This window comes from Streptomyces sp. NPDC052109 (assembly GCF_040680195.1).
Taxonomy (GTDB): domain Bacteria; phylum Actinomycetota; class Actinomycetes; order Streptomycetales; family Streptomycetaceae; genus Streptomyces.
On sequence record NZ_JBFAWF010000003.1, the window covers coordinates 69,088 to 90,917 of the forward strand.

The window sequence follows — 21,830 nt, forward strand, 5'->3', positions numbered from 1 at the left end:
GCGCGATCGTGTAGTGCCGCGGCGCGGGTGCGCCCCGTCGGTCCACCACCCTGGAACGCAGTACTCCGTTACCGCGAAAGGCAGTTGTCGCGCCATGTCCCCCACCGCACTGCACCTCGACCCGGCCGGTACCCTGCCCGGCGTCCCTCTCGTGGACATCACCGCCACCGGTCCCGGCCGCACGCCCCTGCAGCAGATCATGGGCCTGATGCGCACCCACGGCCCGGTGCTGGTGCGCCGACTGCACGGCCGGGACGCGCTGTTCGTCGCCGACGCCGACCTGGTCGCCGACCTCGCCGACGAGGGGCGGTTCGCCAAGCACATCGGGCCCGCGCTGGAGAACGTGCGGTCCTTCGCCGCCGACGGCCTGTTCACGGCGTACAACGAGGAGCCCAACTGGGCCAGGGCACACGACATCCTGATGCCCGCCTTCGCGCTCGGCTCGATGCGCACCTACCACCCGGTGATGCTCAAGGTGGCCCGGCGGCTCATCGAGTCCTGGGACCGCGCGGCGCACGCCGGGCAGCCCGTCGACGTGCCGGACGACATGACCCGCATGACCCTGGACACCATCGGCCTGGCCGGATTCGCCTACGACTTCGGCTCCTTCGAGCGCGCTGAGCCGCACCCGTTCGTGGAGTCGATGGTCCGCTGCCTGGAGTGGAGCATGACCCGCCTCGCCCGCACGCCGGGCCAGGACCACTCGGCGGCCGACGCCGCCTTCCGGGCGGACGCCGACTTTCTCGCCCGGGTCGTGGACGACGTCATCGCCACCCGCGCGGGCACCGACCAGAGCGGTGCCGAGGACCTGCTCGGGCTGATGCTCAGCGCCCCGCACCCCGCCGACGGCACCACGCTGGACGCGGCCAACATCCGCAACCAGGTCATCACCTTCCTGATCGCCGGCCACGAGACGACCTCCGGCGCGATGTCCTTCGCCCTGTACTACCTGGCCAAGCACCCGGCCGTGCTGCGGCTGGTGCAGCGCGAGGCCGACGCGCTGTGGGGCGATGCGGCCGACCCGGAGCCGGCGTACGACGACATCGGTCGGCTCACCTACACCCGCCAGGTCCTCAACGAGGCGCTCAGGCTGTGGCCGACGGCCGCCGCCTTCAGCCGGCACGCCCGCGAGGACACCGTGCTGGGCGGCCGGATCCCGCTCGCCGCAGGCCAGGCCGTCACCGTGCTCGCCCCCATGCTGCACCGGCAGCCCGTGTGGGGCGACAACCCGGAGCTGTTCGACCCCGAGCGGTTCACCGCCGAGGCGGAGGCGGCCCGCCCGGTGCACGCCTTCAAGCCCTTCGGCACCGGTGAACGCGCCTGCATCGGGCGGCAGTTCGCGCTGCACGAGGCGACCATGCTGCTCGCCATGCTGGTCCACCGCTATCGGCTCCACGACCACACGGACTACCGGCTCGCCGTGAAGGAGACCCTCACCCTCAAGCCCGAGGGCTTCACCCTCACCCTCACGCCGCGCACCGCCGCCGACCGCGTCCACGCGCCGCTGCCGGGTGCCCTGCCCGCACGGGACGACCGGACCCCGGCCCCGGACACGCTCCCGGCTCGGGTCCGGCCCGGCACCGGCGTCCTCTTCCTGCACGGCAGCAACTACGGCACCTGCCGCGCCTTCGCCGCCCAGCTCGCCGACGAGGCCGCCGCCGTCGGCTGCGCCACCGAGGTGGCCCCCCTGGACGCGTACGCGGACGGACTGCCCACCGACCGGGCCGTCGTCATCACCGCCGCCTCCTACAACGGCCGTCCCACCGACGACGCCGGCGCCTTCAGCGCGTGGCTCGACAGCGCCCCCGACCTCACCGGTGTGAGCTACGCCGTCCTCGGCGTCGGCGACCGCAACTGGGCCGCCACCTACCAGCAGGTCCCCACCCGCATCGACGCCCGCCTCGCCGAGCTGGGCGGCTCCCGTCTGACCGACCGGGCGGCCGCCGACGCCTCCGGCGATCTCACCGGCACCGTCCGGGAGTTCACGGCCCGGCTGCGCGCCGCCCTGCTGACGGAGTACGGCGACCCCGAGGCCTCCCGCCGCACGGCGGACGAACCCGGTCACGGCTACGAGGTGCGCACCCTGAGCGGCGGTCCGCTGGACGCGCTCGCCGAACGGCACGAACTGGTCCCGATGGCGGTGACCGAGGCGTACGACCTCACCGCACCTGACCATCCGCGCACCAAGCGGTTCCTGCGCATCGCCCTGCCCGAGGGCGTCACCTACCGCACAGCCGACCACCTCACCGTCCTGCCGGCCAACGCACCGGAACTGGTGGACCGCGCCGTCGCCGCGTTCGGTCTCGACCCCGAGGCCGTCCTGGACATCCGGGCCGGCCGACCGCGGCGCGACGGCCTCGCCGTGGACCGTCCGCTGACCGTACGGCATCTCCTCACCCACCACGTCGAGTTGCAGGAGCGGCCCACGGCCCGGCGGCTCGCCCGGCTCGCGGAGGCCAACCCCTGCCCGCCCGAGCGCGCCGCCCTCGCCGCCCTGAACGACGACGACCCGCGCACCCTCCTCGAACTCGCCGAGGACCACCCGGCCCTGCGCGGCGCCCTCGGCTGGCCGCTGCTGCTCGACCTGCTGACCCCGCTGCGGCCCCGCCACTACTCGGTGTCCTCCTCCCCGGCCGTCGACGCGGGCCACGTGGACCTCATGGTCTCCGTCCTCGACGCACCCGCTCGCTCGGGCCGGGGCCGCTACCGGGGCACGGGCTCCGGCCACCTCGCCTCCCTCGGGGCCGGCGACATCGTGTACGCCCGGATCCAGCCCTGCCGCGAGGTGTTCCGGATCGACGGCTCGGCACCGGTCGTGATGGTCGCCGCCGGCACCGGACTCGCCCCCTTCCGCGGCGCCGTCGCCGACCGTGCGGCGGCCCGCAGCGCGGGCGCCGAACTACCCCCCGCACTGCTCTACTTCGGCTGCGACGCCCCCGACGCAGACTTCCTGCACGCCGGGGAACTGCGGGCCGCCGAGGAGGCCGGCGCGGTCTCGCTGCGGCCGGCCTTCAGCGCCGCCCCGGAGAACGGCGCCGCCTTCGTGCAGCACCGCATCGCCGCCGAGGCCGAGGAGATCTGGGAGCTGCTGGACTCCGGCGCCCGGGTGTACGTGTGCGGCGACGGCGCCCGGATGGCACCCGGCGTCCGCGAGGCGTTCCGCACGCTGTACCGGGAACGCACCCCGGGCAGCGACGCACGTGCGGCCGAGCTCTGGCTCAACACGCTGGTGACGGACGGGCGTTACGTGGAGGACGTGTACGCGGCCGGCTGATCCGGCGGGCCGGGAGCGCCTTCGGGGGCGCGGGCAGTTCCCCGGCATCGGGCCTGCCCTGGCCGTTCCCGCCCGCGCGGCGGAGCCGCATGGCACCCCGCCCCGCGCTCCCTCGGGCGCGGGGCGGACGGGGTTCCGCTTAGCTCATATCGTGAACTAAGGCGTGGGAGAATATCGCATTCCGGCTGCCCGAAGGGGTATGTTGCAGGTCGGACAGGGTTCGTGAAGGGAGCGGTATGGCGGGGCGCAACGGGCGCACGGTGCGCGACCTCAGGCGGGGCAACCGCACGGCCGTGTTGCAGAAGCTTTATTTCGACGGGCCGCTCAGCCGCTTCGAGCTGGGCCCGGCCACCGGTCTGAGCTCCGGCTCGGTCAGCAACGTGGTCGCCGACCTGATCGCGGACGGCCTGGTCGAGGAGGCCGGCAGCGTCGACTCCGACGGCGGCCGGCCCCGCACCCTGCTGCGCGTCGCCCCCGACAGCGGTCAGCTGATCGGCGTCGACGTCGGCGAGACCCGGGTCCGGGTCGAGCTGTTCGACCTGGCCCTGACCGAACTCGCCCGCACCGAGCGCCGGTTGACCCCCCAGGGCTACGACGTCGAGGTGATCGCCGGGCACATCCGCGACGGCATCGCCGAGGTGCTCCGCGCCGAACAGGCCGTGCCCGAGCGGCTGCTCGGCGTCGGCGTGGGTGTCCCCGGAATAGTCGAGCACGCCGCCGACCAGGGTGCCGTCGTCCATGGGCAGACCATCGGCTGGGACGCGGTCCCGCTGGAGCGGCTGCTCCGCTCGGCCTCGCGGCTTCCCGACGAGATCCCGTACTTCATCGACAACGGCGCCAAGACGCTCGGCCAGGCCGAGATGTGGTTCGGCGCGGGTCGCGGCGCCCGCAACGCCGTGGTCGTGCTCTTCGGCTCCGGCGTCGGCGCCTGCGTGGTGACTCCCGAGGTGGAGAACGGGCGGGCGGTCGAGTGGGGGCACCTGACCGTACGGGTGCGCGGGCGCCGCTGCCGCTGCGGGGCGCCCGGCTGCCTGGAGGCCTACGCGGGCGCCGAGTCGCTGCTCGCCCGCTGGCGTGAGGAGGGCGGACGGCCGCCCGCGGGCACCGACGAGGAGACCGCGCTCACCGCGATGCTCGCCGCGGCCTACCCGCCCGAGGGCGCCGAGCCCGACCCGGTCGCGCTGGCCGTGCTGGAGGAGACCGCCGAGTATCTCGGGGCCGGCCTGTCCGACCTGATCAACCTCTTCCAGCCGGAACGGATCCTCATCGGCGGCTGGGCCGGGCTCCAGCTCGGCACCCGCTTCCTGCCCGCCGTACGCCGGTACGCGACGACGTACGCCCTGCGCCACCCGGCCGACAAGGTGACCATCGACCTCGGCCGGCTGGGCCCGGACGCGGTCACCGTCGGCGCGGCGATCCTGCCGCTGGCCGAGTTCTTCGCGAGCGGCGGCCGACGTCCCGAACCGATCACCGAGGACCGGCTGCCCGCCTGGCGCGCGGCCCTCCGGCAGAGGGCACCGCGCTGAACGACCGCCGCCCGGCCGTCGCCGACGCCGCGTCGATGCCGAGCCGCGCGCCGCTCAAGCGGGGGGCTCGTCGCTGTCGGGTGCGTCCTCGGCGGGGGCTTTGTCCTCCTCGGGCGGCTTGCCCGGCGTGACCTCCCACCGATCCTCGCCGGCGCCCGCCTGCTGGTCGGGCATGTCCCTCGGGACCGGACCCGGTCCCGGGGGACGGCCCTGCTCGGGCTCACGTTGTGCGGCCATGACGTTCTCCCCTCGGCCGGGCGTACGGCGTGTCAGCCGACCTTCCGTCCGCGCATCGGTTCGGTGTCCATCCCCGCGCCCTTCTGCAGGCCGTCGAGGAACTCCTGCAGCACCTCCGTCGCCGTGTGCCGCGGCTGCCAGCCCAGCTCGGTGCGGGCCCGGCCGCAGTCCATGAGCGGCAGCCGCAGCACGGCATCGAACAGGTGCGGTGAGGCCGGCAGCAGATGCAGCCCCCAGGCGGCGGCGATCGCCGAGCGGGCCGCCGTACGAGGCAGCCGCACGGGGCGGCTGCCCAGCAGCTCACCGAGTACCGCGGCGTCGAGCGGCGGATCCGCGGCGAGGTTGAAGGCGCCCCGCGCGCTGTCCGCGTGCACCGCGAGCCGGTAGGCCTCCGCGGCGTCGTCCGTGTGCAGTGCCTGCACCCTGAGCCCCGGGACGTCCGGGAGGAACGGCAGCAGCTCGGGCCGGGCCAGCGGGCCCGGCAGGAACCGCCCGCCGAAGATCCGCCGCTGCTCGCTCGCCGACTGCCACTTGAACAGGAACGCCGGGCGCATCCGCACCACCCGCACCTCGGGATGGTCCCGCTCGAACACGTCCAGCGTGCGTTCCAGATAGGCCTTCTCCCGGCAGTACGCGGCGTCCGGCCAGCCGTGCGTCGGCCAGGACTCGTCCACCGCACGGTCCTTCGGACCCGGCGAGTACGCGCCCACGGACGAGGCGTGCACCAGCACCGGCACCCGCGCCGCGGCGACCGCCTCGAACACCCGGATGCCGCCGAGCACGTTGGTCCGCCAGGTGACCGCCGGATCGTGCGTCGGCTGGAACGCCCAGGCCAGATGGATCACGGCGTCCGCGCCCTCGAACCGCTCCGCCAGGTTGGCCTCTTCGGAGGCGATGTCGACCGCGGCCCACTCGGTCATCGGCGGCGACCAGGCCGGCGTCCGCCGGGCCAGTCCGCGCACCGACTTGATCCCGGGGTCCTCCGAGAGCAGCCGCACGACACTGGTGCCGACGTTGCCGGTGGCGCCCGTGACGACGACCCTGCTGCCCACTGCGCTGCTCACCTTCGGCTCCTCTCGGCCCACGGTTCGGCGGACGGCCGGGTACCCGGGCCCGGGCGCACGCACACCCGCACCCGGCCATGACGCGGCAGGTAATCGACCGGTGCGCGGGATCCGGGGAGCATCGAGGACGTCAGCGCGACCGAGCCGCGTCGCACCTGGTCCGACAGCCCGAGGAGGCACCCATGCCGTACTACGAGAGCCCCGTCGACGGCACCCGTCTGCACTACGTCGACCACGGCCCCGCGACCGGGCCCGTCGCCGTCTTCGTCTCCAGCGCCTACCTGGGGCACGAGATGTGGGAGTACCAGATGCTGCCCCTCGCGGAGGCCGGACACCGCTGCGTCGCCCTGGACCGCCGCGGCCACGGGCGCTCCGACGACGCCTGGTCCGGCTACGACCTCGACACCCTGGCCGACGACCTGAACGGCCTGCTCGACCACCTCGACCTGCGCGAGGTCACGCTGATCGGCCACTCCGTGGGCTCCGGCGAGGTGATCCGCTGCCTGACCCGGCACGGACTCGCCCGCGTGGCCCGTGTCGCGCTCGTCGCGGGAGTCAGCCCCGGGGTCGTCCGCTCGCCGGGCACGCCGGACGGGCTGGACCCGGAGGCGGTGCGGGCCGACGACGAGGTGTTCCGCCGGGACCGGGCCGCCTACTTCACCGCTCTGGCCGACGACTTCTTCGCCGCACACCTGCCCGGCAACCAGGTGTCGCCGCCCTACGTCCGCCACATGATCGACCGCTGTCTGAGCGCCACTCCGCGTGCCGCGAACGGCGTCCGGGCCGTGGTTGCCGCCCTCGACCTGGCCGCCGAGCTGCCCGCACTGCATCTCCCGGTGCTGGTCGTGCACGGTACCCACGACACCTCCGCGCCGTCGGCGCTGACCGGTGAGCGGGCGGCCCGGCTGGTGCCGGACGGCACCCTGAAGGTGTACGAGAACGGCGGCCACGGCTTGTTCGCCACGCACGCCGCACGACTCACGGCCGACCTGCGGCAGTTCATCGACGCCGGGGCCGCCCGCGGCGACGAGCCGGCCGGCGCCGGAGCGGCCGGCCGGTGACGGAGCCGGTGACCCAGGGGAAAGCCCCGGCCGTGACGGGGGAATCACGACCGGGGCGGCCAGGTGGCGGGCACGGATGGCGGTCGCCTCTCGGCGAAGGGCTCCACAGGGCTTCAGCCTGACGATCGTCCCTGTGGGCACAGAGTGAGGCCCGGGGACACTGTCCCATCCGCACCCAAGGTTGTTCAACGGACAACCACCCCAGGGTGTTCCGCCCGACCATGTGACCTGCACCACGCCGCGTGGTGCTCAGCCCAGCGGGCTCCCGTCGAGCCGTTCCAGCAGGTCGGCGGGGTCGGCGTAGACCGCCTCCGCTCCGGCCTCCTCCAGGTCGGCGCGGGGAATCCCGCCGCACAGCACCCCCACACAGCGCACCCCGGCCCTGCTGCCCGCCCGCATGTCCCACACGGTGTCCCCGACGAACACCGCCCGCGATGCCGGCACCCCGGCCAGCTCCAGCGCGTGTTCCACGGGCTCCGGTGCGGGCTTGCCCTCCCGCACGTCCTCCGCACTGGCCGTGTCCGTGATCGCGTCGTCGGCGTCGATCGCCCGGCGCAGCGCGCCCAGCTCGGCGCCGCTCGCCGACGTGGCGAGGACGACCGTCCAGCCGCCCCGGTGCAGTCGGCGCAGCAGCTCCCCGGCCTTCGGCAGGGCGGGCAGCCGGTCGAAGTACTGGCCGTACAGGGCCTTGTGCGCGGCGCTCAGCTCGTCGTCCTGATCCCGGTCGCGGCCGTCGCCGAGCAAGTGGGCGACCAGATCCGTGGAGCCCAGGCCGACGGCCCGGTGCACCGCGTGCATGGGTACGTCGTGCCCGGCCTGGCGGAAGGCCTCCCACCAGGTGACGACGTGCAGGTGGTTGGTGTCGACGAGGGTCCCGTCGACGTCGAAGAGGGCGGCTCGGTCCATCCGGGCATCCTTTCCTGGCTCTCGCGTGCAGCCGGGTACCACGCCGGTCAGGTCAGGAACCCGCCACGCGCGCCGGGACCCGGCCCTCCCGGGTCCAGGCCAGCAGCTCGTCGGCGGACCAGGTGGTCACCACCCGCTCGGCGGGCACCCCGCACTCCTCGGCCCGGGCGCAGCCGAGGATCTGCCAGTCCAGCTGGCCGGGCGCGTGCGCGTCGGTGTCGACGGAGAACAGCACTCCCGCGCCCACGGCCCGGCGCAGCAGCCGGCGGGGCGGGTCCAGCCGCTCGGGCCGGCTGTTGATCTCCACGGCCGTACCGGACTCGGCGCAGGCGGCGAACACCTGGTCCGCGTCGAACTCCGACTCCGGCCGCCCCCGCCCCGTGACCAGGCGCCCGGTGCAGTGCCCGAGCACGTCGGCGTGCGGATGGCGCACGGCGGCCACCATCCGCCGGGTCATCGAGCGGGCGTCCATCCGCAGTTTGGAGTGCACGGACACCACCACCACGTCCAGCCGCTCGAGCAGCTCGGGCTCCTGGTCCAGCGAACCGTCCTCGAGGATGTCGCACTCGATGCCCGTCAGCAGCCGGAACGGTGCCCAGCGCGCGTTCAGCTCCGCCACCACGTCGAGCTGCTCGCGCAACCTCTGCGGCGACAGCCCGCGGGCCACGGTCAGCCGCGGGGAGTGGTCGGTGAGGACGGTCCACTCATGCCCGAGCGCGGCCGCCGCCCGCCCCATCTCCTCGATCGGACTGCCCCCGTCGGACCAGTCCGAGTGCGTGTGGCAGTCCCCCCGGATCAGCGCCCTCAGTTCCGCCCCGGCGCCGGACCGGGCTGCCGTACCGGCCTCCTCCTCCAGTTTCCGCAGATATCCGGGCACCTCCCCGGCCAACGCCTCCCGCACCACCTGGGCGGTCTTCGGCCCGACCCCCTTCAGCGCCTCCAGCGTCCCCGACGCGGCCCGCTCGGCCACCTCGTCGGCGGGCAACGCGGCCAGTGTCCGAGAGGCGGTACGAAAGGCCTTCACCCGGTAGGTGGGCGAGAGAGACCGCTCCAGCAGGAAGGCGATCCGCTCCAGAGCAGCGACGGGATCCATGCAACCCAGGGTGCCCGAGGCGCCCCGGACAGGCGCGTGGAGCCGCGCGACAAGCCGCCCACCATGCGCGGACGGCCACGACGGTGCCCACCACGCAACCGGAACCGTTTGCCCACCCCGCCCCCGGGTACTGCGGTGACGCGTCCGGTGACACACCGCGAAGGAGGCTCCCCATGCCCACACCAGCCGCGCGGCGCACGGCGTTGATAACCGGCGCGGACTCCGGAATCGGCCGGGCCACCGCGGTGCGTCTGGCCGAGGCGGGCCTGGACATCGGCATCACCTGGCACACCGACGAGAAGGGCGCCGAGCAGACGGCACAGGAAGTGCGCGGCACGGGCCGCCGCTCCGCCGTCGCCCAGCTGGACCTCACCCGGCTGCCCGAGGCCGCCGACACCGTCGACGAGCTGTGCGCCGAACTCGGCCGTGTGGACGTCCTCGTCAACAACGCGGGTACGGGCGTCATGACCCCCTACCTGGACCTGACCCTCGCCGACGTACGCCGGGTCCTGGACGTCGACCTCGTCGGCCCCTTCCTGTGCGGGCAGCACGCGGCACGGCACATGATCCGGCAGGGCGACGGCGGCCGGATCGTCAACGTCACCTCCGTCCACGAGCACCAGCCCAGGGTCGGCGCGGCCCCGTACTGCGCGGCCAAGGGCGGACTCGGCCTGCTGACGCAGGTGATGGCGCTGGAACTCGCCGAGTACGGCATCACCGTGAACGCGGTCGCGCCGGGCGAGATCGCCACCCCGATGACCGGCCAGGAGGACACCGACGTGCACACCCGACACCGGCCCGGCGTGCCGCTCGGGCGCCCCGGCGACGCCCGCGAGGTCGCCGCGGTGATCGCCTTCCTGGCGAGCCCGGACGCCTCGTACGTCACCGGCGCCTCCTGGAGCGTCGACGGCGGCATGCTCCGCATGGGCCCGCAGGCCGGCTCCCATCTGACCAGCGACGACTGGCGCCGTCCCTGAGGCCGGGTCCTGAGGCCGCGCATCAGCTCCCGCGACGGCCCCGGCCACCGACGCATCCGCTGCGGCCGGGGCTTCCGCCACGCCGACAGCCGGGGGAAATCGACCTCGCGGGGCGCGGGCTCGGCCGTCCCCGGGTCACCGCCTGCGCGGTTCGCCAGCTCGACCTCGGCTTCTTCCGCATCGGCCGCGACCGGCACACCCGCGTCGGTGAGACCTGCGGACTGACGGCCATGCTCCGCGAGCACGTCCGCCGCGGCGGCGCCCGCGATCGGCGGACGTGTGCGATCAGGGGTGACGATCGTCCCCGTGCGCACCCGGCTGGGCGAACACGGGGACTTCGGGCGCCCGACCACTCAGGGCGCGGTGGAGGCGGCGGTACTCGATCTTCTGGACGGCCGCCCTGGATGACTCGTCGGCGCGCGATGAGTTCTAGGCTCTATTGCATGACCGAACAAGCAGCTCCCTACATCTCCCATCCGCGGATCCTGGTGCATGGAGTGTGCCCGGGCAAGCCGGGCGAGCGGCCCTTCCGGATCATGGAGATCGACGGTCAGGTGATCGGTGAGGCCAGGACCGTCACGGACGTACTGGAGGCCGCCGCCTCGTACGGCATCACCATCCACGACCTCGACGACCCCGACGTGGTCCGCTGGGTCGGCGGGGACAAGTACACCTGGACGCCGCACTGAGCGGGATGCGGCTCAGCCGACCGTCCACTTCTGGTTGGCCCCGCCCGTGCAGGTCCAGATCTGCAGGCGCGTGCCGTTGGCCGAGTTGTTCCCGGTGACGTCCAGGCACTTGTTCGCCTGCGGGTTGACGATGTCGTGCGCCCCGGTGACCGTCCACTTCTGGTTCGGGCCGCCGGTGCAGTCCCACAGCTGGACCGTCGATCCGTCCGCGGTGCCGTTGCCCGTGACGTCCAGGCACTTGCCGAGCGCGCGGATGGTGCCGTCGGAGCCGACCGTCCACTGCTGCGCGGCCGTGCCGTTGCAGTCGTAGAGCTGCACCGGCGTGCCGTTCGCGGAGTTCGCGCCGGCCACGTCCACACACTTGCCGGCCAGCCCGCGTATCGGCACCCCGGCCGCGCTGTCGCTCGTCGTCACCGACACCGAGTCCACCACCAGCTGTTGCGGGAACTGGGTGCTGGAATCGGGGTCACCGGGCCAGTAGCCGCCCACGGCCAGGTTCAGGATCAGGAAGAACGGCTTGTTGTCGAACACCCAGGTCTTCCCGCCCAGGTCGGCGGGCGTGCGCCGCTCGTAGACGTTCCCGTCCACGGACCAGGTGATCGAGCCGGGCGACCAGTCGACCGCGAAGGTGTGGAAGGCGTCCGCGAAGGCCTGCCCGTTGGGCAGGGTGTAGGCCGCGCCGATGCCGCCGGAGCCGGAGTAGCCGGGGCCGTGGATGGTGCCGTGCACGGTCGAGGGCTCGAAGCCGACGTTCTCCATCACGTCGATCTCGCCCGAGTCCGGCCAGTTCACCGGTGTGCCGAGCATCCAGAACGCCGGCCACATGCCCTGGCCGCGCGGGATCTTCATGCGCGCCTCGACGTGTCCGTACTGGGCGTTGAACTTGCCGGCCGTGTTCAGCCGGGCGGAGGTGTACTGGCAGGTGCCGTACCAGCACTGGTAGCCGGCGGGGTTCTCCTTGCGGGCCGTGATGACCAAGTGGCCCTGGCCGTCCAGGGCCGCGTTGTTCGTCCCGGACGTGTAGTACTCCCGCTCGTGGTTGTTGACGTTGTCGCCGGTCTCCAGATTCCACTTCGAGGAGTCGACCGCGGAGCCCGCGGGCCCGTCGAAGTTGTCGGAGAAGGTGGTGACCGTCGCGGCCGCCGGCACGGCGGCCTGGGCCCGTACCGGACCGACGGCGGCGGAACCGACCAGTGCGGCGGACAGGGCGGCGAGGAGGCATCTGCGGAGCAGGCGTGGCGAGACCATGGCTCTCCGTTCGGCGTGGGGGGTGAGATGCCTCTTGATTTAAGGAGTGAGAAAAGAGGGCGTCAATACTCTGGTACGGACCTGTTATTGACGTCACGTCAGTTGATCAGTCCCGCTGCCGGCTCGCGCACCCGCCGGTGCACCGCCCGCCCGAGCCGCCGTCCCAGCAGCAGCCAGCCGAGCAGCGCGCCGCCGGTGTTGAGCAGGACGTCGTCGATGTCGAAGGCCCGCCCGGTGATCAGTGCCCCCTGTACCAGCTCCACCATCAGCATCACCATCGCCGTGAGCGCCAGTACGCGCAACAGCCCTCGGGCGCGCGGCGCGAGGACCGGCACCAGCACCCCGAAGGGGACACCGAGGAGCAGGTTCCCGCCGATCTGCTTCACCGCGTCCGCCGTCCGCGCCTGCTCCAGGTAGGCCCGCAGCGACCGGCCCGGGTGCAGGTTGCTGTGCGTCAGATGCACCGACGCGGGTGACGGCTCCAGCGTGATCCGGGCCAGCGCCACGGCGAACGCCACCATGCACGCGAAGGCGACCAGCATCGCCAGCAGCCGCAGGGGCAGGGCAAGGGCGTGCCGTGCGGCCGGTGGCCGCGTCCGCTCGGCCCGCCCCCGCTTCCCGAAGGGGTGGCGCAGTGCGGCGGGCAGACGGGAGCCGGTACGGCCCGTGCGGTCCTTCGGCCGCCGCGGGCGGGCCCGATCGGTCTGCCGGCGCTTCCCGGGCGGGCGCAGCACGGCGGGCAGATGCGGGACGGTGCGGGCCATGTGGTCCTCCAGTCGCGAACTTCCCCGTGTCGTGAGGCGGTTACCCGGCAACCGCCCCGGGATGCCGCCGCCCGGACGGCTCCGGTGCGCAGCGGCGTTTCCGTTCACGTTCCCGGGGCACTCCGGTTGCGGGTCCGCGCGCCGCCGCCCTCCACGGCCCCGGCGGTGCTTGGATGCCCGAGCGGTGTATCGGACATATCGCCGCGCATGCCTGCAGAGCGGACCGAGGAGGTGGTCGATGACCCGGCGTACGGCCCCGCGCACGGTCCTCCTCGCCGTCGGTGAAGTCCTGCTCTGGTGGGGAGCGCTGGCGCTGTTGTGGCTGGTGCTCATCACGTCGGTGGACACCCTGGAACGGATCGTCGGCGCGAGCAGCGCGGCCGTCGGGGCCCTGCTGGCGCGGGCCGGCCGACGGGCGGTGACCTGGCGGTGAACGGCTGGATCCTCGCGGCGACCGTCCAACTGGGCGGGGGAGGGGCGGCCGCCCTGTGGGGTGTCACCACCGGACCGCCGGCCCGCCGGGTCGTCGCCCAGAACATGACCACCATGGCCCTGTGCCCGGCCCTGCTGCTGCTCTCCCAGGGCTACGGCCGCCCCGCCTATGTCGACCTCGCCCTGCTGCTGGCCCTGCTCGGCCCCATCGGCACGCTCGTGTTCGCCCGGCTCCTCTCCGACGACCTGGAGGGGGAGCGGCCGAGCGCCTGGGGGCTGACCTGGACCGCCGCCGGCGTGAGCGCGGGGGTCGTGGCCGCCGTCTGCGCCGCCGCCGGGCCCGGCCGGGCGATGGTGAAACTGCTGGTCATCGGCCTCCTCCTGATCGCGGGCAACGTGATCGCCTCACGCGCGCTGTCGGGCGGATTCCGGGGGGTGCGCGGTGGCTGACGCGTCCCGGGGAGGTGCGGCATGGACGATGCCGTGATCGTCGTCGCGCTGCTGTTGACGGCCGCCGCCGCCACCGCGGCCGTGACCCAGCGCGACCCCGCCCGCCAGGCATTGGTGCTGTCCGTGCTCGGGTCCGTCCTGGCCGTGCTGTTCACCGTGCTCCAGGCGCCGGACGTGGGCCTGTCGCAGCTGGCCGTCGGCTCCGCCCTGACCCCGCTGCTGATCATGCTGTCGGTGCGCAAGGTCAGACGCCGCGGCCGGCCCAAGGACGGTGCGCGGTGAACCGGCTCCGGCTCGCGCTCCTGGCCGTCGGCGGCGCCGGCGTCGCCGCCCTGCTCGTCGCCGCCTGCCGCGACCTGCCCGGCTTCGGCGGCCGCAGCCACCCCTACGGCACGCGGGCCGTGCACGCCTCCCTCATCCGGCACACCGCCAACACCATCGCCTCCGTCAACTTCGACCAGCGCGCCTACGACACCCTCGGCGAGATGAGCATCCTGTTCGCCGCCGTCCTCGGCTGCGTGGTGCTGCTGCGCGAGGCCCACGACGAGCACCGGGCACGGCCGCAACCCGCCGAAGTGGCCCGGCCCGTACGCCGCTACGCGCTGCTCGTGCTGCCCGTCGCCCTGGTCACCGGCCTCTACGTCGTCGCCCACGGACAGCTCAGCCCCGGCGGCGGCTTCCAGGGCGGGGTCGTCGCCGCGACCGCCCTGCACCTGCTGTACCTCGGCGCCGACTACCGCGCGCTGGAACGGGTCCGCCCGCTCGCCGTCTTCGAGACCTCCGACGCGCTCGCCGTCTCCTGCTACGTCGTGCTGGGCGTCGCCGGAGTCCTGGCCGGCACCGCTTTCCTGGCCAACACGCTGCTGCCGTACGGCACGTTCAACACGCTGTCCTCCGGCGGCACCGTCCCCCTGCTGAACGCGGCCGTCGGCATGGAGGTGGCGAGCGCGGTCGTCGTCCTGCTCGCCAACTTCCTCGACCAGGCCGTCGAGATCGAGGAGGAGCACCGGAGTTGAGAACACCGTGATGCACATCCTTCCCTACCTGGTCGCCGCCTACATCTTCCTGACCGGCTGCTACGGCCTGGCCACCAGCCGCAACCTCATCCACGCCGTCGGCTGTCTCGCCATCTGCCAGTGCTCCACCTATGTGCTGCTGCTGGCGGTCGGCTACCGCGACGGCGCCACCGCCCCCGTCTTCTCCGACATCCAGCCCGGCTCCCGGCCCGTGGTCGACCCGGTCGTGCAGGCGCTCACCCTCACCGACATCGTCGTCGGCGCCACCGTCACCGCGCTGCTGCTCGCGCTCGTCCTGCAGATCGCCAAACGGCACGGCACGGTCGACCCCGACGAACTGCGGGAGCTGCGCGGCTGATGCACCATCTGCTCCCCCTGCTCGTCGCGATCCCGCTGCTCGGCGCCGCCGTGCTCGTGGCCGTCGGCCGTCATCTGCCCAGGACCGCCGCCGAGGTCACCGGCCTCGTGGTCTCCGGCGGAACGGCCGCCCTCGCGATCGTGCTGCTGCTGAACTCCTCGCCGCCGATGGTCGAGTGGGTCGGCGCCTGGCTGCCGGTCGGCGGCGAGAGCGTGGGCATCGTCGTGGTCGGTGACGGCCCCGCGCTCGGCATGGCCGCGCTGGTGTCTCTGCTGACGTTCGCCGCCCTCGCCTACTCCTGGCGCTACTTCGACGAACCCCCGCGCAGCCACAGCGGCGCGTTCACCGCGCTGATGCTGGTGTTCCAGGCCGCCATGTGCGGGTTCGCCATCGCCGGCGACCTGTTCAACGCGTTCGTGTTCTTCGAGCTGATGAGCGTCGCCGCCTATGCGCTCACCGGCTACCGCATCGACGACCCGAAGGCCGTACAGGGCGCCCTGACCTTCGGGGTCGTCAACTCCCTCGGTGCGTACGCCATGCTGATGGGCATCGGCCTGCTGTACGCCCGCACCGGCGAGCTGGCCATGACGAAGATCGGGCGCGGCCTCGACACTGCGGCCGGACCGGGCGGGCCGGACGCGCTGGTCCTCGCCTCGTTCGTGCTGGTGCTGACCGGGCTGCTGGTCAAGGCGGCCGCCGTGCCCTTCCACTTCTGGCTCCCGGACGCGCACGCCGTCGCCCCCACCCCGGTCTGCATGCTGCTGTCCGGGGTGATGGTCGAACTCGGCTCCTACGGCGTCTGGCGCGTCTACGGCACCGTCTTCGCGGGACCCGGCGGCATCCCCGCCGCCGACCTGACCCGGGCCCTGGTCACCCTCGGCGCCCTCACGGCCGCCACCGGGGCCGTCATGTGCTGGTACCAACGGCACATCAAGCGGCTCCTGGCCTACTCCACCGTCGCCCACACGGGCCTGTTCCTCGTCGGCCTCGGAGTGCTCACCCCGGAGGGCGACGACGGGGTCGCCCTGTACATCCTCGGGCACGCAGGGGTGAAGGCCGCGCTGTTCGCCTGCGCGGGCGTGCTGCTGGACCGTTACGGCAGCCTCGACGAGCACGCCCTGCACGGCCGGGCCCGGGAACAGCGGGTGACCGCGGTGCTGTTCGGGGTGGCCGCCCTCGGCCTCGCCGGGCTGCCCCCGTTCGGCACCGGGCTCGGCAAGGCGGTCGCAGAGGAGGCGGTCGGCGGCCCGCTCACCGTGGTGTACGTGGTGGCCTCCGCGATCACAGCCGGTGCCGCACTGCGGGTCACCGCACGGGTGTTCCTGGGCCTCGGACCGCGCCCCGAGGACGCCGACGCCGACCTGGAGACCAGCGGATCAGGCGAGGAGCCCGAGACGACCGGCCCGCTGAGCCGGATCCCGGACACCATGCGGACGGTGCCCGCGGTGCTCCTCGTGGCCGCCCTCGCCGTCGGCGCCGTGCCCGGCTTCGGCGACCTGGTCGCCCGCTCCGTCAACGAGGCGGGGTCCGGCGGCGCCCACGCCTCGGCGCAGTGGACGGCGCACGGCGTGCTGCTGGGGCTGGCCTCCAGCGCGCTGGCCGCGGCCCTCGCCGGCCTCGCCGTGACCCGTCCGCACTGGACCGCCGCCCCCGACTGGGCCCGGTCCCTGCGGCGCCTGCAGTCCGGCCACGTCGGCGACTACGTGGCCTGGCTGCTGGTGGGCGCCACGGTGCTGGGCGCCCTGGCCCTGCCGGGGGTGCTCGGCGGCTGAGCACGAGCCCGTCAGGAGCCGTAGCTGACGTGCACCTGCGTGAAGCCGAGCGAGCGCAGCAGACCCTGGAGCATGCCGGTGGTGTTCGTCTCCGCGCGCGCGGCCAGGCCGCTGCTCCGCGCCGCGTCGCCGATGTGCCGGACGGCGAGTTTCTGCACGGCCTGCTCGCTGTCGGGGTTGTCCGAGAAGAGATCGCCGAGCCGGTCCAGCAGCCCGCGCTGCTTGGACACGGCGTAGGAGTGGTCGGGGTCGAGGGCCGGCCTGCCCAGGCGGGCGTGCGGCAGCCGGAGCGTGGCGGCCGTGCGGTCGCCGTTGACCGAAACGTCGTTCGGGCCGACCTGGCCGAGGTCGACGTACGCGTCCACGGTGCCCGCGCCGACGTAAAGGGTGCGGGTGCCGCGGATCGCGTCGGGCAGGTATTTCGCGTCCTTCTCCAGATCGACGACCACCTGGAAGTCGCCCGAGGCGGCGTCGTAACGGCTCATGTCGTTGAGGGACTTGAGGAGTGCGGGACCGGAACGGTCGTGTGTCTCGGTGCCGAACAGGTCCTTGATGCCCGGCAGTACGGCCAGCCGGATCCCGGCGAACAGCACGGCGAGCACCAGGACGAGCGCGGCGACGGCCTTGGCCCAGCCGGGCAGGCGCCTGACGGAAGTCGTCATCGTGACGGTCCTCCTTCCTGCTGACCGGATGCCCGCCGACGCGCCCGTCAGACCGGTGCGTTGGCCGAATCGCCCCTCTGACGTACGCGCCGGGTCACCGTCCGGGCGACACCGGCCGGTGCGCGAGGGACTCCGGGGCGCGGGCGGAGCGGGAACCGGGGGCCGCCGTGATCATGACCACCTCCTGGTCGCCCTCGGGCACCAGCAGCACGTCGCGGTTCAGCCGCAGCCTGCCCAGCTCCGGATGGTCCAGGGTCTTGGCGCGGTGGCCCGGCGCGAGCCCCGGGTGGGCCCGCCGGATCTTCCGGAACTCCGCGCTGCCGGTCAGAAACTCCAGCAAAGCTCCGCCAGTTGGGGATCCCGCGGGTAGCGTTCCGCGGCCCGGCGCGGCCGAGCCACCGCGATGTGCCCGAACTTCCGCGCGCCGGAGGTCTCGTAGCTCCGCCCCTCGCCGAGGAAGCGCCGCCGGGCCAGGTTGGTCGTGTGCCGCGCCAGGTCGTCGCCGAGCAGGGCCCGGGCCGTCGGGGTCCGGGCGACGAGCCCGTAGGTGGCGTCGGTGACGATCGCCGCGGTGCCCGGCAGCCGCTGGAGCATCCGCGCCACCTGCGGCCGCACCCGCCGCACGGGCCGGGCGGCGGGCGGCGCGGCCGAGCCGGCCAGCCGGAACAGATGGCTGCGCTCGGCCGGGGCGAGCCGCAGCGCGGCGGCGAGCGCGTCGAGGACCCGGGGGAGGGACGGGGGCCGCGGGCCTGGTCGAGCCGGACGTAGTAGTCGACCGACACATGGGCCAGTTCCGCCACCTCCTCCCGGCGCAGGCCGGGTGTCCGGCGCGGGGGGCCGGCCGGCAGCCCGACCTCGCCAGGGCTCAGTCCCGCCCGGCGTTCCCGCAGGAAGCGGGCCAGTTCCTGTCTCGCCATGCCGCGGCCTCCTCGCCCTGCCTGGTACAGGTGATCCCTGGCAGGACGGCGCCGGCCGGGGAACCGTGGCTGCCGTGAACGATCGCACAGCACTCGTCACCGGTGCCCACAAGGGCATCGGCAAGCACCTCGCCCGCCTGCTCGCAGCCGAGGGGTTCTTCGTGTACGTCGGTGGCCGCGACGCCGGCCGCGGGGAGGCGGCGGCCGCGGAGACCGGCGCCGGCGCCTGCCCACTCGTCCTGGACGTCACCGACGTGGACGGCATCGCGCGCGCCGCGACCGGCGTCGGCCGCCTGGACGTGCTGGTCAACAACGCCGGCATCGCCGTCGACCTCGGCCCGCCCGACGAGGCCACGCCGGTGGACTTCCGGCGGACGTACGAGACGAACGTCTTCGGTGTCGTCGCCGTCACCAACGCCTTCCTGCCCGCCCTGCGCCGCTCGGCCCGGCCCCGCATCGTGAACGTCTCCAGCGGCACCGCCTCCCTCACCTGGAGCACCGGGCCCCGGCCCCGTTCACCCCCGGAAACGGCCACGGGCCGCCTACCGCTCCTCCAAGGCCGCGCTGAACGCCCTCACCGTCTTCCACGCCCAGACGCTCGGCGATCGCTTCAAGATCAACGCGCTCGCGCCCGGCGCGCGGGCCACCGATCTGAACCCGCGGGCCCGGGCTCGCGGCGGCGACCCGCAGGAAGGTGCGCGCGGGGCCGTAACGGCCGGCGCTGCTGTCGGACGACGGGCCCACCGGCGGGTTCTTCTCCTCGGACGGGACGCCGGTGCCCTGGTGAGCGGGGTGCCGCCAGTAGCATGAATGTCCAGCCCGTGACGATTCTGCGAGGAGCGGATCGTGCGAGACATCGCCGTCTTCAGCGGCAGCGCCCATCCCGAGCTGGCCCGCGAGGTCTGCGCGCACCTCGGGGTCCCGCTGAGCCCGACCCAGATCAGCCGGTTCGCCAACGACTGTCTGGGGGTGCAGCTCCAGGCCAACTGCCGGGAACGGGACGTCTTCCTGATCCAGCCGCTGGTCCGGCCGGTGCAGGAGCACCTGGTGGAGCTGCTGCTGATGTGCGACGCCGCCCGGGGTGCCTCCGCCGCCCGGATCACCGTCGTGATGCCGCACTATTCCTACGCCCGTTCCGACAAGAAGGACGCCCCGCGCATCTCCATCGGCGGCCGGCTGGTCGCCGACCTGCTCGTGGCGGCGGGCGCGAGCAGGGTGCTCGCCATGACCCTGCACTCCCCGCAGGTGCACGGTTTCTTCTCGGTGCCGGTCGACCATCTGAACGCGCTGCGTGAACTCGCCGCGCACTTCCGCCGGTACGACCTGACGCGGACCACGGTCGTCTCACCGGACCTCGGCAACGCCAAGGAGGCCGCCGCCTTCGCCCGGCTGATCGGCGCCCCGGTGGCGGCCGGCGCCAAACAGCGGTTCGCGGACGACCGGGTGAGTATCAGCTCCGTCATCGGCGACGTCACCGGCCGGGACGTGATCGTGCTGGACGACGAGATCGCCAAGGGCAGTACCGTGTTGGAACTGCTCGACCGTCTGCGGGAGCTGGGCGCCGGTTCGGTCCGGGTGGCGTGCACGCACGGGCTGTTCGCGGCCGGTGCGCTCAAGCGGCTGAGTGAGCAGCCGGACGTGCTGGAGATCGTCTGCACCAACACCGTGCCGCTCCCCACGGAGGAGGAGCACACCGACAAGCTGCGCGTGCTCTCCATCGCCCCGGCCCTCGCCGAAGCGGTACGGCGCATTCACAACGGCGAATCCGTGAGCGCCCTGTTCGAGCAGTCGTAGAGCGCCATGACGGCAAGGAGTGGCGCGGCACCCGGTGGCACTCCGGATCGTGTGCCGGCCCTGCTCACAGCGAGCCGGACGCGGCCTCGGACCGGGCCAGGGCCGCGTCGAGCGTGGGATGCGGGGGCAGCAGCCTGGACAGACCGGTGACCCGGAAGACCCGCAGCGTCAGTGGGTGCGTGCACACCAGGTGCAGCTGTCCGCCGCGGCTCAGCACCCGGGCGCGGGCCCGGTACAGCAGTCGCAGCCCCGAGCAGTCGAAGAACTCCACCGGCTGCAGGTCGATGACGACCCGGGCACCGGGCCGGCCGGTGATCAGGTCCAGCGAAGGGCCGATCGCCGTCGCGGCGACCAGGTCGATCTCGCCCCGCAACTCCAGCACCGTGTGTGCCCGGTGCTCGTACACACGGAGGTGACGGGTGAGCGGTGCAGGCTCGTCTCGCACGACGGCATCACCTCCCACCCGCTCCCGGACGTCGCTCTCCCGAACGTCAAGTTACCCTCGATAGAAGGAATTTGAGCATGTTCGATTGACATATGTCTTCGAGATTGGGGTGTGTCGCCCGGTAACCCGGCCCGGTCGTGGGGGCAATGGCGGTCAGTCGACCAGAAGGACCAGCTTCCCCGTCGTCCGTCCGGTGTCGCCCCCCTCGTGCGCCTTCGCCGCCTCGGCCAGCGGGAACGTCCCGGCGATCGTCGCCTTCAGCTTCCCCGACTCCGCCAGTTCGGCGATCGTCTCCATCCCGGACCGGTCGGCGTCCACCAGCATCTGCACCGCGCGCACGCCCAGCCGCTCGGCCTCCTCGAAGAAGCCCGGGGAACTGCCCGGCAGGATGGACACCACAACCCCGCCCGGCCGCAGCACCTTCAGCGACGACACGGACGTGTCCCCGCCGAGCGTGTCCAGGACCACGTCTACGTCCCGCACCGCCTCGGTGACGTCGGTCGTCCGGTAGTCGACCGGCTCGTCGACGCCGATCTCCCGCAGGAAGTCGTGCTTGCCGGCGCTGGCCGTGCCGATCACGTACGCACCGCGTGCCTTGGCGATCTGCACGGCCACGTGCCCGACGCCGCCGGCCGCCGCGTGGATCAGCACCCGCTGCCCGGGCCGTACGTCCGCGTGCTCGGTCAGGGCCTGCAGGGCGGTCAGGGACACCAGCGGCAGCGCGCCCGCCTGGGCGTGGTCGATCGAGGCCGGCTTGTGCGTCAGGGCGCGGACCGGGGCGATCACGTACTCGGCGTGCGAGCCGTGGCCGTACGGATAGGGCAGCATGCCGAAGACCTCGTCGCCCGGCCGGAAGGCGGCCACACCGATCCCGGTGGCGGCGACCTCGCCGGAGACGTCCCAGCCGAGGACGAAAGGCGGCTCGCCGAGGAACATGCCCAGGGCCCGGTGCTTCCAGTCGGTGGGGTTGATCCCGGCGGCCCGCACCCGGACCAGCACCTGGTTCGGGCCCGGCTTCGGCCGCTCCACCTGTACTTCCTTCAGGACCTCGGGACCGCCGAGGACGTCCTGGCTGATGGCTCGCATCGTGTTCACATCGCTCATGGTCACCCAGCCTGCCGGGCTCCGCCCGTCCAGGAAATGGC

The 21,830-nt window shown here is 73.4% G+C and carries 21 protein-coding genes and 2 pseudogenes; 13 read left to right on the top strand and 10 right to left on the bottom strand.

The annotated features are described in order from the left end of the window. The first annotated feature begins 94 nt into the window (after window positions 1–94). Entirely contained in the window at window positions 95–3,274 is a 3,180-nt protein-coding gene (locus tag AB0L59_RS08990; protein ID WP_365581066.1) for a cytochrome P450, read from the top strand. 236 nt (window positions 3,275–3,510) lie between these two features. Further along, a complete protein-coding gene (locus AB0L59_RS08995; RefSeq protein WP_365581068.1) occupies window positions 3,511–4,800 on the top strand; it encodes an ROK family protein in 1,290 nt (429 codons plus the stop codon). Window positions 4,801–4,854: 54 nt separating this feature from the next. Here AB0L59_RS08995 and AB0L59_RS09000 read toward each other — a convergent pair whose 3' ends face one another. Together AB0L59_RS09000 and AB0L59_RS09005 are read right to left on the bottom strand one after the other, a co-directional pair. Further along, window positions 4,855–5,037: a hypothetical protein gene (locus tag AB0L59_RS09000; protein WP_365581069.1), complete on the bottom strand. Its 183-nt coding sequence runs from the start codon at window positions 5,035–5,037 to the stop codon at window positions 4,855–4,857. Between the two features lie 32 nt (window positions 5,038–5,069). After that, window positions 5,070–6,101 carry an SDR family oxidoreductase gene (locus AB0L59_RS09005; RefSeq protein ID WP_365581071.1) on the bottom strand — a complete coding sequence of 344 codons (1,032 nt, stop codon included), beginning with the start codon at window positions 6,099–6,101 and terminating at the stop codon, window positions 5,070–5,072. A 182-nt stretch (window positions 6,102–6,283) separates the two neighbouring features. Here AB0L59_RS09005 and AB0L59_RS09010 point away from each other — a divergent pair, with 182 nt between their 5' ends. Continuing rightward, window positions 6,284–7,162, top strand: a complete 879-nt coding sequence (locus tag AB0L59_RS09010) for an alpha/beta hydrolase (protein ID WP_365581073.1) — start codon at window positions 6,284–6,286, stop codon at window positions 7,160–7,162. Between the two features lie 249 nt (window positions 7,163–7,411). Here AB0L59_RS09010 and AB0L59_RS09015 read toward each other — a convergent pair whose 3' ends face one another. Together AB0L59_RS09015 and AB0L59_RS09020 are read right to left on the bottom strand one after the other, a co-directional pair. Further along, window positions 7,412–8,068, bottom strand: coding sequence for an HAD family hydrolase (locus tag AB0L59_RS09015; RefSeq protein ID WP_365581075.1), 657 nt, complete (start codon window positions 8,066–8,068; stop codon window positions 7,412–7,414). Window positions 8,069–8,120: 52 nt separating this feature from the next. After that, a complete protein-coding gene (locus AB0L59_RS09020; protein ID WP_365581077.1) occupies window positions 8,121–9,161 on the bottom strand; it encodes a PHP domain-containing protein in 1,041 nt (346 codons plus the stop codon). 173 nt (window positions 9,162–9,334) lie between these two features. Here AB0L59_RS09020 and AB0L59_RS09025 point away from each other — a divergent pair, with 173 nt between their 5' ends. Together AB0L59_RS09025 and AB0L59_RS09030 are read left to right on the top strand one after the other, a co-directional pair. Beyond that, a complete protein-coding gene (locus AB0L59_RS09025; RefSeq protein ID WP_365581079.1) occupies window positions 9,335–10,138 on the top strand; it encodes an SDR family oxidoreductase in 804 nt (267 codons plus the stop codon). A 443-nt stretch (window positions 10,139–10,581) separates the two neighbouring features. Beyond that, window positions 10,582–10,827 carry a hypothetical protein gene (locus AB0L59_RS09030; RefSeq protein WP_365581081.1) on the top strand — a complete coding sequence of 82 codons (246 nt, stop codon included), beginning with the start codon at window positions 10,582–10,584 and terminating at the stop codon, window positions 10,825–10,827. Between the two features lie 12 nt (window positions 10,828–10,839). Here AB0L59_RS09030 and AB0L59_RS09035 read toward each other — a convergent pair whose 3' ends face one another. Together AB0L59_RS09035 and AB0L59_RS09040 are read right to left on the bottom strand one after the other, a co-directional pair. Beyond that, window positions 10,840–12,075 carry a lectin gene (locus AB0L59_RS09035; RefSeq protein ID WP_365581082.1) on the bottom strand — a complete coding sequence of 412 codons (1,236 nt, stop codon included), beginning with the start codon at window positions 12,073–12,075 and terminating at the stop codon, window positions 10,840–10,842. A gap of 98 nt (window positions 12,076–12,173) precedes the next feature. Next, a complete protein-coding gene (locus AB0L59_RS09040; RefSeq protein WP_365581083.1) occupies window positions 12,174–12,839 on the bottom strand; it encodes a VanZ family protein in 666 nt (221 codons plus the stop codon). A gap of 238 nt (window positions 12,840–13,077) precedes the next feature. Here AB0L59_RS09040 and AB0L59_RS09045 point away from each other — a divergent pair, with 238 nt between their 5' ends. The 6 genes from AB0L59_RS09045 to AB0L59_RS09070 are packed head-to-tail and all read left to right on the top strand — an operon-like array spanning window position 13,078 to window position 16,867. After that, complete coding sequence (locus AB0L59_RS09045) at window positions 13,078–13,272, top strand: hypothetical protein (RefSeq protein WP_365581085.1); 195 nt, start codon at window positions 13,078–13,080, stop codon at window positions 13,270–13,272. Continuing rightward, complete coding sequence (locus AB0L59_RS09050; protein WP_365581087.1) at window positions 13,269–13,721, top strand: MrpF/PhaF family protein; 453 nt, start codon at window positions 13,269–13,271, stop codon at window positions 13,719–13,721. The genes AB0L59_RS09045 and AB0L59_RS09050 overlap by 4 nt, the downstream gene beginning before the upstream one ends. A gap of 21 nt (window positions 13,722–13,742) precedes the next feature. Then, the gene (locus AB0L59_RS09055) at window positions 13,743–14,003 is read left to right on the top strand and encodes a hydrogenase subunit MbhD domain-containing protein (RefSeq protein WP_365581089.1); all 261 of its coding nucleotides are present in this window, start codon (window positions 13,743–13,745) and stop codon (window positions 14,001–14,003) included. After that, a complete protein-coding gene (locus AB0L59_RS09060; protein ID WP_365581090.1) occupies window positions 14,000–14,737 on the top strand; it encodes an MnhB domain-containing protein in 738 nt (245 codons plus the stop codon). Before AB0L59_RS09055 ends, AB0L59_RS09060 begins: the two co-directional genes overlap by 4 nt. Window positions 14,738–14,747: 10 nt before the next feature. Beyond that, window positions 14,748–15,095 carry a sodium:proton antiporter gene (locus AB0L59_RS09065; protein WP_365581091.1) on the top strand — a complete coding sequence of 116 codons (348 nt, stop codon included), beginning with the start codon at window positions 14,748–14,750 and terminating at the stop codon, window positions 15,093–15,095. Further along, a complete protein-coding gene (locus tag AB0L59_RS09070; RefSeq protein WP_365581092.1) occupies window positions 15,095–16,867 on the top strand; it encodes a complex I subunit 5 family protein in 1,773 nt (590 codons plus the stop codon). Before AB0L59_RS09065 ends, AB0L59_RS09070 begins: the two co-directional genes overlap by 1 nt. Before the next feature lie 11 nt (window positions 16,868–16,878). On the opposite strand, the gene AB0L59_RS09075 is transcribed toward AB0L59_RS09070, so the two are convergent. Together AB0L59_RS09075 and AB0L59_RS09080 are read right to left on the bottom strand one after the other, a co-directional pair. Beyond that, complete coding sequence (locus AB0L59_RS09075; protein ID WP_365581093.1) at window positions 16,879–17,529, bottom strand: DUF4230 domain-containing protein; 651 nt, start codon at window positions 17,527–17,529, stop codon at window positions 16,879–16,881. Between the two features lie 94 nt (window positions 17,530–17,623). Continuing rightward, window positions 17,624–18,446: pseudogene (locus tag AB0L59_RS09080) on the bottom strand (helix-turn-helix domain-containing protein). 74 nt (window positions 18,447–18,520) lie between these two features. Here AB0L59_RS09080 and AB0L59_RS09085 point away from each other — a divergent pair. Continuing rightward, window positions 18,521–19,233 (top strand): annotated as a pseudogene (locus tag AB0L59_RS09085) (SDR family NAD(P)-dependent oxidoreductase). 59 nt (window positions 19,234–19,292) lie between these two features. Further along, window positions 19,293–20,240, top strand: coding sequence for a ribose-phosphate diphosphokinase (locus AB0L59_RS09090; RefSeq protein WP_365581095.1), 948 nt, complete (start codon window positions 19,293–19,295; stop codon window positions 20,238–20,240). Window positions 20,241–20,304: 64 nt separating this feature from the next. Here the strand turns inward: AB0L59_RS09090 and AB0L59_RS09095 are convergent, their stop codons facing one another. Together AB0L59_RS09095 and AB0L59_RS09100 are read right to left on the bottom strand one after the other, a co-directional pair. Then, window positions 20,305–20,685: an anti-sigma factor antagonist gene (locus tag AB0L59_RS09095; protein WP_365581097.1), complete on the bottom strand. Its 381-nt coding sequence runs from the start codon at window positions 20,683–20,685 to the stop codon at window positions 20,305–20,307. Window positions 20,686–20,838: 153 nt separating this feature from the next. Further along, window positions 20,839–21,789, bottom strand: a complete 951-nt coding sequence (locus AB0L59_RS09100) for an NADP-dependent oxidoreductase (RefSeq protein WP_365581098.1) — start codon at window positions 21,787–21,789, stop codon at window positions 20,839–20,841. Between the last annotated feature and the right edge of the window lie 41 nt (window positions 21,790–21,830).

Coding starts and splice junctions, on each gene's coding strand:
- AB0L59_RS08990 (WP_365581066.1), top strand. CDS start 95: ATGTCCCCCACCGCACTGCACCTCGACCCGGCCGGTACCCTGCCCGGC.
- AB0L59_RS08995 (WP_365581068.1), top strand. CDS start 3,511: ATGGCGGGGCGCAACGGGCGCACGGTGCGCGACCTCAGGCGGGGCAAC.
- AB0L59_RS09000 (WP_365581069.1), bottom strand. CDS start 5,037: ATGGCCGCACAACGTGAGCCCGAGCAGGGCCGTCCCCCGGGACCGGGT.
- AB0L59_RS09010 (WP_365581073.1), top strand. CDS start 6,284: ATGCCGTACTACGAGAGCCCCGTCGACGGCACCCGTCTGCACTACGTC.
- AB0L59_RS09015 (WP_365581075.1), bottom strand. CDS start 8,068: ATGGACCGAGCCGCCCTCTTCGACGTCGACGGGACCCTCGTCGACACC.
- AB0L59_RS09020 (WP_365581077.1), bottom strand. CDS start 9,161: ATGGATCCCGTCGCTGCTCTGGAGCGGATCGCCTTCCTGCTGGAGCGG.
- AB0L59_RS09025 (WP_365581079.1), top strand. CDS start 9,335: ATGCCCACACCAGCCGCGCGGCGCACGGCGTTGATAACCGGCGCGGAC.
- AB0L59_RS09030 (WP_365581081.1), top strand. CDS start 10,582: ATGACCGAACAAGCAGCTCCCTACATCTCCCATCCGCGGATCCTGGTG.
- AB0L59_RS09035 (WP_365581082.1), bottom strand. CDS start 12,075: ATGGTCTCGCCACGCCTGCTCCGCAGATGCCTCCTCGCCGCCCTGTCC.
- AB0L59_RS09040 (WP_365581083.1), bottom strand. CDS start 12,839: ATGGCCCGCACCGTCCCGCATCTGCCCGCCGTGCTGCGCCCGCCCGGG.
- AB0L59_RS09045 (WP_365581085.1), top strand. CDS start 13,078: ATGACCCGGCGTACGGCCCCGCGCACGGTCCTCCTCGCCGTCGGTGAA.
- AB0L59_RS09055 (WP_365581089.1), top strand. CDS start 13,743: ATGGACGATGCCGTGATCGTCGTCGCGCTGCTGTTGACGGCCGCCGCC.
- AB0L59_RS09065 (WP_365581091.1), top strand. CDS start 14,748: ATGCACATCCTTCCCTACCTGGTCGCCGCCTACATCTTCCTGACCGGC.
- AB0L59_RS09070 (WP_365581092.1), top strand. CDS start 15,095: ATGCACCATCTGCTCCCCCTGCTCGTCGCGATCCCGCTGCTCGGCGCC.
- AB0L59_RS09075 (WP_365581093.1), bottom strand. CDS start 17,529: ATGACGACTTCCGTCAGGCGCCTGCCCGGCTGGGCCAAGGCCGTCGCC.
- AB0L59_RS09100 (WP_365581098.1), bottom strand. CDS start 21,789: ATGAGCGATGTGAACACGATGCGAGCCATCAGCCAGGACGTCCTCGGC.